General features: G+C 52.5%; 13 protein-coding genes. 4 read left to right on the top strand and 9 right to left on the bottom strand.

All coding sequences use genetic code 11. The annotated features are described in order from the left end of the window. Positions 1-205: 205 nt before the first annotated feature. On the bottom strand, positions 206-2122 hold the full coding sequence (locus FYZ48_RS12920; RefSeq protein ID WP_149340980.1) for a hypothetical protein: 1917 nt from the start codon (positions 2120-2122) through the stop codon (positions 206-208). Between the two features lie 308 nt (positions 2123-2430). Beyond that, complete coding sequence (locus FYZ48_RS12915) at positions 2431-3630, bottom strand: DegT/DnrJ/EryC1/StrS family aminotransferase (protein ID WP_145180421.1); 1200 nt, start codon at positions 3628-3630, stop codon at positions 2431-2433. A gap of 594 nt (positions 3631-4224) precedes the next feature. Between FYZ48_RS12915 and FYZ48_RS12910 the strand changes: the two genes are divergently transcribed. After that, entirely contained in the window at positions 4225-4503 is a 279-nt protein-coding gene (locus tag FYZ48_RS12910) for a ferredoxin family protein (protein ID WP_145036143.1), read from the top strand. Between the two features lie 68 nt (positions 4504-4571). On the opposite strand, the gene FYZ48_RS12905 is transcribed toward FYZ48_RS12910, so the two are convergent. Next, complete coding sequence (locus FYZ48_RS12905; protein WP_149340978.1) at positions 4572-5540, bottom strand: dihydrodipicolinate synthase family protein; 969 nt, start codon at positions 5538-5540, stop codon at positions 4572-4574. A 100-nt stretch (positions 5541-5640) separates the two neighbouring features. Between FYZ48_RS12905 and FYZ48_RS12900 the strand changes: the two genes are divergently transcribed. Then, entirely contained in the window at positions 5641-7071 is a 1431-nt protein-coding gene (locus FYZ48_RS12900) for a sulfatase-like hydrolase/transferase (RefSeq protein ID WP_149340976.1), read from the top strand. Then, the gene (locus FYZ48_RS12895; RefSeq protein WP_145438528.1) at positions 7071-7286 is read left to right on the top strand and encodes an RNA-binding S4 domain-containing protein; all 216 of its coding nucleotides are present in this window, start codon (positions 7071-7073) and stop codon (positions 7284-7286) included. The genes FYZ48_RS12900 and FYZ48_RS12895 overlap by 1 nt, the downstream gene beginning before the upstream one ends. Here the strand turns inward: FYZ48_RS12895 and FYZ48_RS29260 are convergent, their stop codons facing one another. Next, positions 7287-7427, bottom strand: a complete 141-nt coding sequence (locus FYZ48_RS29260; protein ID WP_187782005.1) for a hypothetical protein — start codon at positions 7425-7427, stop codon at positions 7287-7289. A 118-nt stretch (positions 7428-7545) separates the two neighbouring features. Continuing rightward, a complete protein-coding gene (locus FYZ48_RS12890) occupies positions 7546-10131 on the bottom strand; it encodes a hypothetical protein (RefSeq protein WP_149340973.1) in 2586 nt (861 codons plus the stop codon). A gap of 404 nt (positions 10132-10535) precedes the next feature. Here FYZ48_RS12890 and FYZ48_RS12885 point away from each other — a divergent pair, with 404 nt between their 5' ends. Continuing rightward, entirely contained in the window at positions 10536-11831 is a 1296-nt protein-coding gene (locus FYZ48_RS12885; protein ID WP_149340971.1) for a glycoside hydrolase family 15 protein, read from the top strand. 28 nt (positions 11832-11859) lie between these two features. Here FYZ48_RS12885 and FYZ48_RS12880 read toward each other — a convergent pair whose 3' ends face one another. From FYZ48_RS12880 to xseA, 4 genes are all read right to left on the bottom strand, one after another. Continuing rightward, complete coding sequence (locus FYZ48_RS12880) at positions 11860-12906, bottom strand: GTPase (RefSeq protein WP_187782004.1); 1047 nt, start codon at positions 12904-12906, stop codon at positions 11860-11862. 129 nt (positions 12907-13035) lie between these two features. After that, positions 13036-13866: a type III pantothenate kinase gene (locus FYZ48_RS12875; protein WP_149340967.1), complete on the bottom strand. Its 831-nt coding sequence runs from the start codon at positions 13864-13866 to the stop codon at positions 13036-13038. A 23-nt stretch (positions 13867-13889) separates the two neighbouring features. After that, positions 13890-14240, bottom strand: coding sequence for an exodeoxyribonuclease VII small subunit (locus FYZ48_RS12870; protein WP_149340965.1), 351 nt, complete (start codon positions 14238-14240; stop codon positions 13890-13892). A gap of 57 nt (positions 14241-14297) precedes the next feature. Beyond that, positions 14298-15539, bottom strand: coding sequence for an exodeoxyribonuclease VII large subunit (gene xseA, locus FYZ48_RS12865; RefSeq protein WP_149340963.1), 1242 nt, complete (start codon positions 15537-15539; stop codon positions 14298-14300). Between the last annotated feature and the right edge of the window lie 31 nt (positions 15540-15570).

The raw sequence follows: 15570 nt of genomic DNA, 5'->3' as shown, positions 1-15570 counted from the left end.
GTTTCTGGCTCAAGCGTGCGTTCGCGGTCGGTCTGGACGCGGCGAATCGGTTTCGCAAATAATAAAAGTCGCGATTTTGCACCGGCACCGGAAAAGCAGGGCCGGGATACGTTGCTGTCATCATATCGGGGACCGGGGCAGATGACTACTATTTATCGGACCAGATTTCTAATTCTAGTCCGGTCTGAACCCGTTTCTGCCGGATTTACGGTACATTCGTCTCTTCAGGAGGGGCTGGAAAGCTGACTACCGTCCCTTTTTTCCCTTTCTGGATATCCTGCTCCTCCTCGAATGTGCCCGGATCAAAGGAGAGGGCCGGGATTGGCGGAGGAGACTGGGGGATGCCCAACTCAGGTACATCCAGGGTCGGAAGTTTCGACTTCGTTTCGGCCTGGAGAGTCTGCTCAGCGGCGGGCTGCTGCGGACGAGGCTCGTCCTGCGACAGCCGTGGTGCATCCATGACTGGTTGTGGTTTCTGTCTCACAATGCGTCGCCCGTCGTCAACGATGGCTTTGTCATTGAAGGCGATCCGCTGACCCTGAATTTCTGCACCAACAATCCGGTAGTGCTGGCCGGGAGGTGCTTTGAGTGTGTTCAGAGCATTACCGACGTCAATCTGTTTGCGATCCTGTGGGTTTGAAGCCAGCATCAGTTCCAGACTGGACCCGTCCGGATATTTCAATCGCAGTTTAGGTTGCGCACTGGCCAGGCCTGAGTTCGCAAACGGATTTCCAAATTCGGCGACCCGTTCAAAACGGGCATGAACTTCATTTTGTCCGGTGGCAAGCCGGGGGCGGGAATAGGTTTTGTTTGCCATCACCAGCTCCGCCTGAGACATGTGCAGATGCCAGTTACCAGTGGAAGCAATGACGATATCGTCTGCACCAAAATGGAGCTGCGGGTAGACGTAGAGTGAGGATTCAATCTGCGCAGTGGCAACCGGAGGCATTTTGTCTGCTCCCAGGAACATGGCACATTGAATCAACGTAGGGACCGGAACCGATTTCACGACCTTGGGCTGATTCAGCTGGGCCATCATTTTCTGCTTGTTATTTGTCTTGTAATAAAGCGAAAGCAGGGCGACCGAGCTTTGCCGGGTTTCCAGATCGACGTCCAGATTCCGCAGGATGGCTTCTTCCGCTTCATCCGCCTGCTGATGCTTCTGCAGGATCTGCGAACAGAGCAGGTTGGCTTCCCAGACTTCGCTGGAATAGGTTTGTGATTTCATCGCCATCTGTGCGGCACCCGGTTGTCCCAGGTAGTCGCGAATACTGGCCAGGTTGGCCGTGCCCGAAGCCAGCATGTCATCTCGCCGGAAATAGCCTTCTCCGATACTCGCCAGTTCGGTATAGGTCTGCGAGGCGGCGAACAGTTGCCCCTGAGCCTGCTGTGTACGGGCAACGTAATACCAGTACGGAGGGTAGTGGCTCATGAAGCGTTCCATGCGCTTTAGAATCCGCAAACGCACGCGCGGGTTCTGCTCCTGCATGGCTTCATCCAGCGCATCGAGATCCACATCCCGGATCAGCCATTGATCCGGAATCTTTTTCTCCTGGGCCAGTTTCCAGAAGGTGTCCAGGAAGAGGGTCGATTTGGAGATCACCGTCTCCATGCGCTGCTTATCGACTTTCCAGAGATCAAGGTCTTTCTGCGCCTGGACATTCCGATAGTCCCACCAGCTGTTGGCACCCGTGCGGACGGCACTGCCAAACTGCAATGTGAGTACATCGGTCGTGAGTGCCAGCGCGTTGATGGCCACTTTCTGGCGAGCCTGGTAATTATGTTTGTTCTTGAAGTATTCGCGTTCCTGGTCCGCGATCTCAACCTGTGCGATTTCATCGAGCACTGATGAGTAGAGTTTGATGACTTTCTCATCACCGATGCCGTTGAGGTTCAGGTTATTGAGGATCTTTTCCCGCTCCTCATACATTACCTCTTTGGAACCGGTTTTCCTGATGCGGTAGAACGCGGCGCGACAGTAGTTGAGCGCAATAGCGGTTTTGCTGGCCGTGGAATCAGGTTCCCCGGATGTTTCTGCTGCGTGTGAGGAGTCCGAAACGGAAACGCAGAACACAAAAGCCAGTATGATCAGAATTGTCGGTTTTTGAAAAAGAGTCGGCATGGGCTCTCCTTAACTGCCGATCAACGTCATTATTTTGGCAGGAATCGGGATTGGTTTTTGGATGCTTTGCACATCGATGCAGGAAATTAATTTCATCACTCTAAGCTTACCCTACGAAAGTCAGTCGTGTGGGCGCGTCCTGATTTTTTGTAGGTTTTTCGCCCCTGCAAAATGCCGTCAGGTCCGGTTGAGTAAACTGGGATGACTTTGGTGCGTGGCTGTTTCAGGAGCCTCTACCGTGCAAAAAAATCCCCTGACTGCCGGTGCAATCAGGGGATTTTGAAATTTCAGATTGTTCGGGTTGCTGATCAGGCAACCTTTCTGACCTGTGATGTCTCTGAATAGAGGGTCGGGAAGTGAGGAGAAGACAGCCGACCCAGGCTTTCCGCAATTCCGCGAATCACAGTTTCCTGTTGAGTCGCTGTTAATTCAGAGAAAATAGGCAGAGCCAGGCATTCACTGGTGATTAGTTCAGTGACGGGCAGGTCCCCTTCCTGGTATCCCAGATACTGGAAGCACTGTTGCAGATGCAGGGGACGTGGATAGTAAATCGCACAGCCAATCTGCTTTTCACGTAAGTCGTTCAGCACCTTGTCCCGCTGTCCGCCTTTGACACGGAGACTGTACTGATTGTAAACGTGACGGCGGTCCGGCAGCACGGCAGGAGGTTCGATGCAATCCAGCAGCTGGTAGTGACGCAGCAGGGAATTGTACCGACGAGCATTTTCCTGTCGTTCGCTGGTCCACTGATCCAGGTGTTTCAGTTTGACCCGCAGAACTGCTGCCTGCAGGGCATCCAGACGACTATTGATGCCGACTTCAGCATGCTGATAACCGCCCAGGTCTCCGTGAACCCGCAGGCGACGAATTCGGGTAGCGAGATCCGGGTCATCAGTGGTAACCAGTCCACCATCTCCGGCTCCCCCGAGATTTTTGGTTGGGAAGAAGCTGAAACAGCCTACGGTTCCCAGGACACCAGCACGCCGGCCCCGGTATTCGGCTCCAATTGCCTGGGCTGCGTCTTCGATGACGGGAATCCCATTCCGGACGGCATTACGCCAGATGGGTTCCATGTCGGCACATTGTCCAAAAATATGGACAGGCATAATGGCTTTGGTGCGTTCGGTAATCTTTTCTTCGATGGACTCAGGGCAGAGATTGAAGCTTACGGGGTCGATATCGGCAAATACCGGAGTCGCACCCACGCGGGCAATCGAGCTGCCTGTTGCAAAGAAGGTAAACGGGCTGGTAATGACTTCATCGCCGGGGCCAATTTCCAGGGCCATCAGGGCCAGCAGGAGGGCATCGGTGCCTGAAGCAACTCCGATGGCATTCCGGGAGTCGCAATATTCGGCAATATCACACTCAAATTCAGCGACTTCATCGCCGAGAACGAAAGACTGATTTTCAAACACATTCAGGACGGCATCCTGAACCTCAGTCTTGATTCTCTGATACTGGTCGACGAGATTGATAAAGGGGACAGGTGTGGGGGTGTTGTTTGTCATTCAGCGACTCCATTCGCTATGGAAAACCGGGGAGTTCCGTGCTCAAAAACAGGTAAGTTTGGATGTTTTGAGAGATTTGATGCGGCTTAATTTCGAGTAAGTCGCAGAGATTTCGATCAAACTGAGCGGTCTCCATCTTGGATTACTCAAGGGCGAATCGAAATTTCGTGCGTAGATTATGTCGAGAACCAGATTCTGTCAATATGTGTCAATCCGAAAAAACACAGGACTCAGGCTGGTCTCTGAAGAAAGAGTGCTAAGCAGATCATCAGGTCTTCTTTGTCGCCCTACCTTTGGCAAACAACGCATGATTATCAGGAAGATTGCCGATAGAAGAAACAGGGGCTGAGCCGGGCCGGGAATATGTAGTCTTGACACCTGATTTTCAGCGTTCTAGGATGAACTGTCCGTTTCTTTCGGAGGCGGGTTGATCAACTTGAGTTTTATCACAAATGACTGCCATTCAGACTCATCCACAGCGAGGTCTGATCGAGCGCGACTGGTAGTTTTTTGATTTTCGAAGTCTATAATACCATTAAACGCTTCGAGTAGATTAATCACATTTAGAAGTGCAACGTCCAGAAAGGAAAACTCATGGCACACGTGGTTACAGAGGCTTGCTTCAACTGCAAATACACAGACTGTGTTGTGGTTTGCCCCGTAGAATGTTTCTACGAAGGGGAATCCATGGTCTACATCAATCCTGATGAGTGCATCGACTGTGAAGCTTGCGTGCCAGAATGTCCGGTAGAAGCGATTTTTCACGAGGACAACATTCCTGAGCAGTGGCAGGATTACATCCAGATCAATGCCGAAAAATCTCAGGAACTGCCCGTCATCACCGAAAAGAAAGAGCCCCTGGCTGATTCGTGATTCGATAAGACAGACTGAATACAACAATAAACTCCCCATGATCAAACCTGGTCATGGGGAGTTTTTGCTTAGTCGATGACATTGAGTCGCTGTCCCAGTTCGCGCAGAATCTCAATATCGCTGTCGGGACGCGTCGGACTGTTCGGATGTGTCTGATTCGTCTTCACCCAACCCCGCAGGTGCAGAAACTGGGCCGCCGAATGTTTGTAGGCCGGTGAAGGGCTACGGAAGGTGAAATAACCCAGGTACTGCAGTTGGTCGTTCAATTCATAAAACGCCGGATCGCCTGCTTCCCAGTATGCATCCCGTTTCGCGAACAGGTCGGGGGCGAAGGTGCTCAGCCCGAGCAGGTAATCGCTGCCGTACTGGACCATATCGATCCCAAAATCATTTCCCGTGAATACTTTGAAATCGGGACGTTTCTGATCGCGGAGCTGCAGCCGCTCCCACTCCGGTTCGCGATGGAAGGATGAGTGTTTGGCACCGATACACTGCGGGATCTCCATCAGGGCGGCATACGTATCGAGATCGTAGACCGAACCGAAGGGAGCCAGGTCACGGGTCAGTTCAAACCCGATGAAGCGGTCTGTGTTGGCGGCAATTGTTCGGTAAGATTCGATAATCTGTTCCGGAGTCTGTTCCACCAGACCAAAGGACTGGAAAATGACCGGCGTGCCGCCCTGCTCCTGGATCAGGTCAATCTTGTGCTGGTAGCCATCAGCATCGAAGGCCGCCCCGGTCTGATCGCCGACAAATGCACCCGCGACGAAAGCGCCCCCGTTGAGTGTCTCACGGGTGATTTTCAGAACTTCGATGAAGGTTGGTTCATCGATGAGATTCACATATCCGGTGTCCATATTCACGGCGGGGGTGATTCCCAGATCAGCCGTACGGGCGACATGAGCGCTCAGCGACTCACGGTCAATTTCACCCGACTCCAGATAGGGGAGCAGGACAGCGGAAATCCCGGTCAGTTTTCGACGGGGTTTGATCATTTTAACGGGATCATATGTGGCCGCGGGGGCTGCTTCTGGCATTTGGTTAGTCCTTGCTATATATTGACGTTCGAATTACTGATTTTCAGTGTTTCATGCTCCCGCCAGAATACCAGATCGGCGCTCAATCTTGGAGGCAATCATGAGTTTTCGCTGTCGAGTTTCTTTCGCTTTGCTGTTGATGGCCTGTTTTTCACCTCTGTTCGGCAGCAGTCTTAATGCAGCCACGAAAGAAAAACCCAACATTCTGTTCCTGTTTACAGACGATCAACGGGCGGACACGATACATGCACTAGGTAACCCTCTGATCAAGACTCCCCATCTCGACCAGCTGGTGCGCAGCGGGTTTGTCTTCAACAACGCCTACTGTCTGGGAAGCAACTCAGGGGCAGTTTGTGTCTGCAGTCGGAATATGCTGCTCAGTGGCCGTACTTACTTTCGCTGGACCGGCCGTTACGCCTCGGCTGACAAACCGAATTTCCCTGATTCCATGAAAGGAGCCGGGTATTACACCTACCATCACGGTAAACAGGGCAATACTGCGGCATTGATTCACAAAAAATTCGATACGACCAAATATGTGAATGATCAACAGGCCCGTCTGCTGGGACAGCCAGGTCAGGAGATCGTGAACGGTGCGATCCAGTTTCTGAAGACACGGAAAGAAGATCAGCCGTTCTTCATGTACCTGGCATTCGCCTGTCCGCATGATCCGCGAGTGGCAGACCAGGAGTACATGGACCTCTATCAGCGCGAATCTATGCCTCTGCCGGCAAACTATCTCCCCCTGCATCCCTTCAATAATGGAGAGCAAGTGGTCCGGGATGAACTGCTGGCTGGCTTTCCCCGCACTAAATCAGAAATCCGAAAACACCTCCACGATTACTACGCAGACATTACCGGACTGGATGGACACATCGGCCGACTGTTGACTGCACTCAAAGAGAGCGGAGCGTATGACAACACCATCATTATCTTCTCGTCCGATCATGGTCTGGCGGTAGGCAGTCATGGCCTGATGGGGAAACAGAGTCTGTACGAACACAGTATGAAATCTCCCCTGATTTTCAGTGGCCCCGGCATCCCGCAGGGACAGAGCGACGCGCTGGTCTACTTATATGACATTTTCCCGACGGTCTGTGAAATGGTCGGGACACAGGTACCACAGGGACTGGATTCCCAAAGTATGTGGCCTGTGATCACAGGTGAGCAGAAGCAGACTCGAGAAACGTTATGCACCGCTTACAAAGACGTGCAGCGCTCGGCCCGCGATGGTCGCTGGAAGCTGATTACTTATCCGCAGATTAACAAAACACAGCTCTTCGATTTGCAGGACGATCCGGCAGAGACCCGCAACCTGTTCGGTAATCCCGATTACCAGCAGCAGGCAGACCATTTACTGACGGCTTTGAAAACCTGGCAGAAGGAGGTGGGAGATACCGACGCACTTTCTTCCACCCATCCACAGGATCCGACTTTCAAGGCACCGACAGCCGAGGAGCTTAAGGAACTACAGCAGCGCTGGCAGCCCAAAAAGAAGAAAAAGCGTGCAGTCAAGACGGGAGATAAGTAATGTCACATGAGGAACGTCCCCCGATCCGACTGGATCAGTTTCTGAAACAGCAAGGCGCTGTCGGCACCGGTGGACATGCCAAGGTTGTCATCCAGGCAGGTGAAGTGACTGTGAACGGCGTTGTAGAAACACGGCGTCGTAAACAGCTTGCACCGGGAGATGTCGTCGCGTATGCCGGCGAGCAGTGGCGTGTAGAAGTCACTCAGGAGAGTTAGTCATCTCACTTTGCTGCTGCGAATGCTGAAAAAGCCTCCGATGAGAATAACGCCGACCATCAGTTTCAGGTACTCGGCGGTGGTTGCAGTCCGCCAGGCGTCAAGTAGATAATCCAGCCAGCCATCAATCCAGAGTTCCATAAGAGGTTCCCCCGTTCCTGGCCCGCAACGAATTGAGATATGAATAGTCTACCCTCTGCAGCGGCGCATGCCGGAATGAAACCCGGTGGACACATGCAGGGCGGTTGATGGTTGCTTTTCAGAAACGGGGAACCAGCTTCAGTGCTTCGATTTTTTTTGCTGCTTCTAACAGTCCGTGCTCTTGGGGGGCGAGGACATTGAGCTGAGCATAGGTCTCTTCCGCCTCCGCTGTGAGGGTAAAGAGCAACTGATACTTAAGAAGTAACGTGAGAATTTCTAACTGCTTGGGAAACACAGTATTCACGCGTTCCATTAAGGCCAGTGATTTTCCGGGTACGCCAAAGTCTTCATATTCCTGAGCGAGTTGCAGGATCTCTTCCTTAAGCGGAATGTCATTGTGTCCCGTTTTATCAACAGAATATTTTCTCGGATTATTTAAGAATTTTTCGACGCGGGCCTCGCGCTGAATCATTCCCAGCAGCGTTTGTGCTTCATTTTTCTCCGTTGTTGGGGCTGTTTTCAGAGCGAGCTCTAACTGCTCGGTTGCTTCAGTCTCCCGTCCCTGAGCCAGGTAGACTTTCGCCAGCAGGGTCTGCATTTTTGACTGGGTTTCTGAATCAAGAGATTCCCGCTGCAAGGCCTTGTTCAACTCCGTTTCCGCTTTATCGATCTGCGAGTATTCCCACCAGGTTCGCGCGAGTTGCAGCGATTTCTTCGCTGCTTTACGATTTGCTTCTTCCGGTGAGAGGTCTTGCTGATTAGCGATATATTTATGTGACAGCTCAATTCCCCGGATCAGGTCACCACGCATCATTTTCTGACCGGGCATGCCCAGGGCAAACTGGAATTCCTGAATCGCCTTCGGATATTGTTCTGTCTTAAAATAGCACCAGCCCAGCAGAGAGGTGAGTTTCACATCTTTAACCTGCTGCACTTGAAGCTGTTTGATGAATCCGATCAATTCTTCATAGTCTTCATTTTTGAACATCTCTTGTGCCAGAGCTGTCTGAAAGGTCGAGCGGTGAGGGAACTGTTCATAGGCTTGTCGAGCGATCTCCAGAGATTCACCGGCTCGCCAGTATTTCTGGCGAATGGTACCACTCCGATTGGGCTCGACTTTGAGAATCAAGACACCTTGCTCGTCGTAGACAGGGTTGAAACAGTAGACCAGATCCTGGTCGAGCAGGTACCACGGGAAGGCGGAAACGATCTCTTTGTCGTACGATGTCAGATAGCGTGCAGAGAACTTCTGAATACTTTCATGCAGCTTGGCAGGACTGACGAGTTCAAAAAAAGCCAGCATTTCAAAACGATGAGCCGTTGTAGCAATGGCTGCCTGACGAGTGATGATCCGGTCTGGGGGTTCCGAGTTCTGCTTGAGCCAGGCTCCCGCTTTCGTCCAGTTACTGAATCCGTTGGAGGGCAGTTCTTCGTCATATAACCGATCTGGTTGCCAGACCATCTTCAGATTGGCGTGGACCAGTTGCGTATCAGTCCAGCAGAGACAACCGACAAAGAGAAATAAAACAAAAGCAGACCCACCTGCAAATATTTTACCGGTGACAGGACGGGCAACCTGAATGTGCCGTTTCAGGGCAGCCCAGCCTGAAGGAACAAATGCAAGAACGACAGGTACCAGAGGCAGCATAAAGCGTTCCTGCATCCAGGGCCAGAGGGAGAGGATGCCCACGCTGAACACCAGATAACCCAGGGCAACAGTTCCGCCACGATTTCGGCGATAGAGCATCCCATAGCAGGCGAGAGAGATGACTCCTGCCGTCATCAGATTGTACAGCCAGCTTGGTCCCGGCAAGGTGATGATTTCATCAAGAACCATGCCACTGTAGATTGGTCGCATGCCAGGCATATTGGGAAACAGTTGTTGTCCAAAATTCTCAAAGTGAGCACTCATGCGTTCCCACATGCGAAACGCTGTGCCGATGACTCCCTGCGATCTGATTTCGTTGACGGCGATACTGGCGTAACCACTTTTCCCCAGTGCCGCATTGCGCAGCATCCACAGCCCGGAGGCAGCTATTGAGCAGGCCACTCCCACCAGCCAGGGCCAACGCGATTTTCGGACCACTGCCCAGCAGGCGACAGCCAGTACCATGGCGATCCCGATCGTGCGGAGAAAGGGGAGGAAGACCAGTAATGCAGTGATTAGAAACAGATCCCGTTTGCGCGGCTGTTCTGGTCTGACGGCAATCAGATAGAGAATCCCCAGAGTGCAGGCTGTGAAGGGGATTTCACTCATGATGAGCGTCGAGTAGAAGAGCGTGAATGGATTGACGGCAAACAGAAATGTGATCAGCAGGGCGCCGTAATTAAGTTGCTGATCAGTCAGGTCTTCTGGTTCTTCCGACTGACTGAGGCACACGATGTAATAGTACAATAAAGCCAGCAGGAGCAGAGCGGTGAGCAGAACGGTGGCTTTGGCGGCAATGGCATCGTAAGGCGCGATCCAGGCCGCAGGCATGAGCAGGACCGACATACCCGGGGGGCGGTGCGCATAGAGAGGGGCTCCCGGAGTATCAATCTCCCGGTAACCGTCGCCATTAACGAGGGAACGGGCCATGATCACGTAACGGGCACTGTCCGGGCTGAAAAAATATTGCCGGTTACAGCGTGCGACAGCCAGCCCGGAAAAGAGGAGCAGCAAAAGACAGATACTGATTGGACGAGATCGAAAGACACTGGTCATGGAGTTCTACCACTCGATCGAAGTTGATGAAGAAAAAAACTGCAGTTATTTCATGAGAATTGCAAATATTGTACCCCTGAGGCAGAAGCCTCAGATGCAAACCCCGGTTCATTACTTCAGGTGACTGAGCGCAGGATCTTATCGGTTAGAATGATTCTGGCGGCAGGAATTCCAGTCATTAGAAATGCTTGCTTGAATACGGCTTCAAGGCAATGTTGCCAGAAATCAACCATGTTGTTTTTGGGAAACAGAGAATCAGGGGTTTCCCTGGAGTCCTGCCGTTGCAATTTGGCGGCGATTGTTTCACAATTCGAGGCGCGCAGCGCGGCGCCGTTATAATCCCAGGTGAACGGATTCAGAGGAACAGTCCGCTCAACTCGTTTTTAGAAGTCAGGTGAATCATCATGGATGACAACAGTTTTCTTGCCCTGAAAGAATCATTACAGACCATTGAAGAGACGGATCAGTTATTTTCATTTCTTGAGTCTCAGCAGACGTTCTCGTTCCCTGCTCTGGAGAACGGTTTGTTTCCCGCAGCCATCGCCCATGAATCGACGGGATATCAGAGCATCTGGGTCCGGGATAATATCCATGTCGCTCACGCATTGAATGCCGTGGGAAAAACGGAACCTGCAAGCAAAGCAGTCGCCACGCTGACAGAGTATTTTCTCAAGCATCGAGATCGTTTCGATAAAATCATTTCGGGGGAAGCAAATCCTAAAGAAGTGATGCAGCGGCCTCATATCCGTTTTGATGGCAACACGCTGGGTGAAATCGATGAAAAATGGGCTCATGCTCAAAATGATGCACTGGGATACTTTGTCTGGTTGTACTGCCTGATGCTGGAACAGGGACACCTGACGGCGTCCGCTCAATCTCTCGAACTGCTGGCGGCGTTCGTGCGCTATTTTGAAGCCATCCGTTTCTGGGAAGATGCAGACAGCGGCCACTGGGAAGAAGCACGTAAGATCGAAGCCTCCAGTATTGGTACTGTGGTCAGCGGGCTGATCGCTCTGAAGGAATATCTGAATTGCAGCGATAACTGGGATGACCTGCAGCATCAGCAGACTCAGGTAACACCCGAAATGCTGGACTCACTCATTGCACAGGGTCAGACGACACTTGAAGAGATTCTGCCGGCCGAATGCATTCAGTCCGATCCTCTGCTGGCCCGCAAGTATGACGGGGCACTGCTGTTCCTGATCTTTCCCCTGGGGCTGGTCAAAGGAGAACTGGCAGACACGATTCTGGAAGATGTCAGAACGCACCTGATGGGGGATTACGGAATCCGACGCTATCTGGGAGACTCTTACTGGTGTGCTGATTACAAAGAAGTCTTCAGCGAGGATGACCGCACGAGCGATTTCAGTGATGATCAGGCCAGCCGGGATCAATATCTGAAACCGGGGCAGGAAGCCCAGTGGTGCATTTTCGATTCCATCATGTCGGTGATTTATGGCCAGCGATTTCTGGAATCAAGACAGGACGCTGATCTCGAAAAGCAGCGTTTTCATCTGGATCGCGCTTTGAATCAATTGACGACATCTGAGTGTCCCTTTGGCCCATATCGTTGTCCTGAGTCGTATTTTCTGGAAAAAGGAAAATACGTTCCCAATGATATTACGCCCCTGTTATGGACGCAGGGAAATCTGATGATGGCCCTGCATCAGTGGAAACAGACTTTAAAAGCACAGCAGTAAGTAATACAGCTCAAGTTGCTGACAGGGATTAAGCCTCTGTCAGCAACTGTTTGATTAAGCGTGTGTAAGCCTGCTGGTCTTCAGCATCCAGCGCTGCTACAGCCTGTTCCAAAAGTTCGATCTGGCGTGATGTGACCGGAAGAGCCGTCTCCTGGTCGGGGACTTCGGGAATCAGTTGTTCCACCAGTTTCTGCAGAAACTCATCGAGCCCCGCTTTTGTGACTGAAGAAATCCGAATCGCCTGTGGGGGAAGTGGCGCGCCCCAGCATTCGGGGAGGTCGGCTTTATGAGCCACGATCAGTGACTCGGGCCATTGAGTGAGCAGTCGGTGATCATCTGGATGAGCAGGTTGGCTGATATCGATCAGAATGACGCGGGCATCCGCGGCGTTCAGGATCTGCTCGGCACGCTGAATTCCAGCAGCCTCCAACTGTTCCGCTTCTGCCCGAATTCCTGCGGTGTCAGAAAACTGAAACGGCCAACCGGATAGCGCCGTTGTCGCTGTCAGCACATCACGGGTCGTTCCCGCTTCGTTAAAAACAATGGACCGTTCATAGCCCAGGATCGCATTAATCAGACTGGATTTTCCGACATTCGGTCGACCGGCGAGTACGACATTCCAGGGGCGGGTCAGGTGTTGTCCCAAATCTTTCCAGCGCAGCAGATCCTGAATCTGAGATTGCAGATGTTCTGAATCGAATGAGCTCTGTTCCCCGGGCAGAAGTGCGGCGAAAGCGGATCGTAGTAAGCCTTGCGATTGACGCAGGAGAATTTCTGCTGTCCGAAACGTGGTGGCCGCCGCCAGTGCTTCCTGAAGTTCAAGTTCCAGACCGGTTGCATTCTGACTGGCCAATGCCTGCCAGGTAAGAACGTCACAGCCTTGGGCCTCTAAATCATTCAGGATTCGATTCACCGCCGCCATGCCTCCATGACAGTGAATGTCGACGGTTTCAAAATCAATACGACAGAGAACCAGGTCTTCGGTATTTGAGGTTCCCCAGTATCCATAGACAATCTGGTTCACAGCCTGTTCGATCAGTGGTTTCCGATTGACGGCGTGAAAACAGGAATTCATCAGTGCATTCAGGGCAGCGGTTCCGCCTTGAACACGAATGGTAGCGACAGCTCCTCTTCCGCGGGGGGTAAGGAGAGCGGCCTGGCAGGGTTGTTGTAACTGATTTGGGGGATGCGTGGTCATACTGGTTTATTGAATCCCGCGAATCTGTTGTGCGACCAGTGCCAGCCCCTGCAGGGACAGGAGAGGTTCAAAGTGAACCGATTCATCCAGGTGCGGAGCGAGCAGGGCTGAGCCGCCTCCGGTGAGTAGCACCAGTGGAGTTTCCCCCGATGTGGATTCAGTAAGTATTTGTTTTGTGTGCTGAGTGATGAGTTCGCGGACTGCACCAAGTTGCCCCCAGAACAGACCACTGCGAATAGCGTCGGTCGTGTTCTTGCCGAGTACCACGGGTTCAATCTGACGTAGATCCTCGACCGGAATCAGAGGGAGCAGGGCGGTATAGTCGTGTAATGATTTCGCAGAAAGTTCAAAGCCCGGTAAAATCGCTCCCCCGGCAAAGCAACCTTCGGTGCTCACAACATCGACCGTGGTGGCGGTTCCGGTATCGACGATGATCGCGGCCTGAGATGTCGATTTTAAACGGTTAGCGGCGACGGCGTTGAACAATCGGTCGATGCCCACTTTGCGGGGTTCATCGACACTGATCTCCAGAGGGAAGTCGTCTGTATTCAGAACCTCCAGCGGATCGGGGAGCATGGATTCGGGCCAGTCATTGAGGACCCGTTTGATTCCATGCGGATTGGAACCCGCGACCGAACTCAGGCATTGAGTATTCGTGGGTTCGAGCCAGTCAGCGATCTGATCCCAGGGGAGAGGATCCTCAACCAGAATTGAAAGCGCATGTTCGACCAACGGTAGCTGTTGAGAAACGCCTAGCGGTAGCTCCGTCTTGAGCAGCACAAACTTGATGCGACTGTTGCCGACATCAATCACCAGTTGTCTTAAAAGTTGCGACATGCGTGGCTTCTTTGTATATCCGGTTAAAACAGGGTCCGATCCTGATCGTCTTCGTCTTTACTGGAACTGCTCTTTCGTTTGCCTGTTTTTTTTGCAGGGCCCTTGGTGTCGACCGATGCAGTGGAGTCAAAATCTTCCAGCACCGGATTGCCGTCTTCGTCAACACGGGTCAGGATTTCAATTTTCTGCTCAGCAGTTTCGAGTCGCTGGTAACAGGAGCGGAGCAGTTTTACGCCGCGTTCAAACTGTTCCATCGATTCTTCCAGGCCGGCAGTCCCTGACTCAAGTGTGCTCACGATTTCCTGCAGCTCGGTCAGCGATTCTTCGAACACAGGTTCTTCTGTTTGTTCTTTCGTGCTTTTTTTCTTGGCCATGTTATCAGATCTTTATGCAAATGATGGTTAACGATATTCCCCAGGATTCAGGAAAGCTCAGGAGGCTTCTTCCGGATCTGGGTGTAACTCCTGAACCTGGCTGGTGATGCTACCGTCAGAAACTTTTGTGGTGATCGTGTCGCCCGGTTGCAGTTGATCGACAGATTTGACGATTTCCGGTGCCGACTCTTTCGATTCTGCTGCGCGACGTGTGATACTATATCCGCGGCTCAGAACTTTCAGGGGACTGAGTGCATCCAGTGATGATGCCAGATGTCGGGTCTCCGACTGCAGTCGGTTGACCAGTTCCCGGGTACTGCGTTTCAGACGCCGGTCCAGTTCATCCAGCTGGGAAGCCCGATTGTGAATCAGATCCATGGGGCGGGTCAACGCGGGACGTCCCGCGAGGGAATCCAGTTGCAGGCGAATCTGTCGGGCTCGCTGCTTCAGGTTTGTCGCGAGTTGACCTCTCCAGTGAGAGAGCGTTGCCAGGACATCGGCTTGCAGGGGAACAGCCAGCTCGGCGGCTTCACTGGGAGTCAGGGCGCGGCGGTCAGCCACCAGGTCGGCGATGCTGATGTCAATTTCATGACCAACGGCACTGATGATGGGAATCGGACAGTCGAAGATGGCGCGGGCGACCACCTCTTCGTTGAAGGCCCAGAGATCTTCCAGGCTGCCCCCTCCGCGTCCGGTAATAATGGTGTCGACCCCTGGAAGTTGAGCAGCGACTTCAATGCCGGCAGCGATCTGTTCGGCAGCCCCGTCTCCCTGCACCGCCACCGGGACGATGATAATGTCAGCGGCCTGCCAGCGGCGGGTGATAACCTGCAGCATATCGCGAACTGCGGCGCTGGTGGGACTGGTTACCAGTGCAATCTTCCGGGGGAAGCGAGGGATGGGCTGTTTGTGTTCCGGATTGAAAAGACCCTCAGCAGCCAGTTTTTCCTGCATCTGGCGAAACGCGAGTTCCAGCGCGCCGACTCCCTGGGGGAGTAACTGTTCGATGTTGAGCTGGTAAGTGCCGCGTGCCTGATAAAGTTCAATCGGACCAGCGGCTACTACTTCCATGCCGTCCTCAATCTGAAATTTCAGTCGGGACGCAGTTCGTTTCCAGATGACTGCACGCAGCTGTGCGTTGTCGTCTTTGAGGGTCAAATAGATGTGCCCGGAGCGAGCCACCGTGCAGTTGGAAATTTCACCAATCACCCAGGTATACGGGAAGTTGGCTTCAATCAGATTTTTAATCTGTCGAGTGGTTTCGGTCACCGACAGAATTTCAGGTTCCAGAAGAGACATACGAATGCTTTATCGGGTTAAAATTCAATGG

It is taken from the genome of Gimesia chilikensis (assembly GCF_008329715.1).
Lineage (GTDB): Bacteria > Planctomycetota > Planctomycetia > Planctomycetales > Planctomycetaceae > Gimesia > Gimesia chilikensis.
The sequence above is the reverse complement of the archived record's forward strand: the minus strand, read 5'-3'. Positions and strand labels throughout refer to the sequence as shown.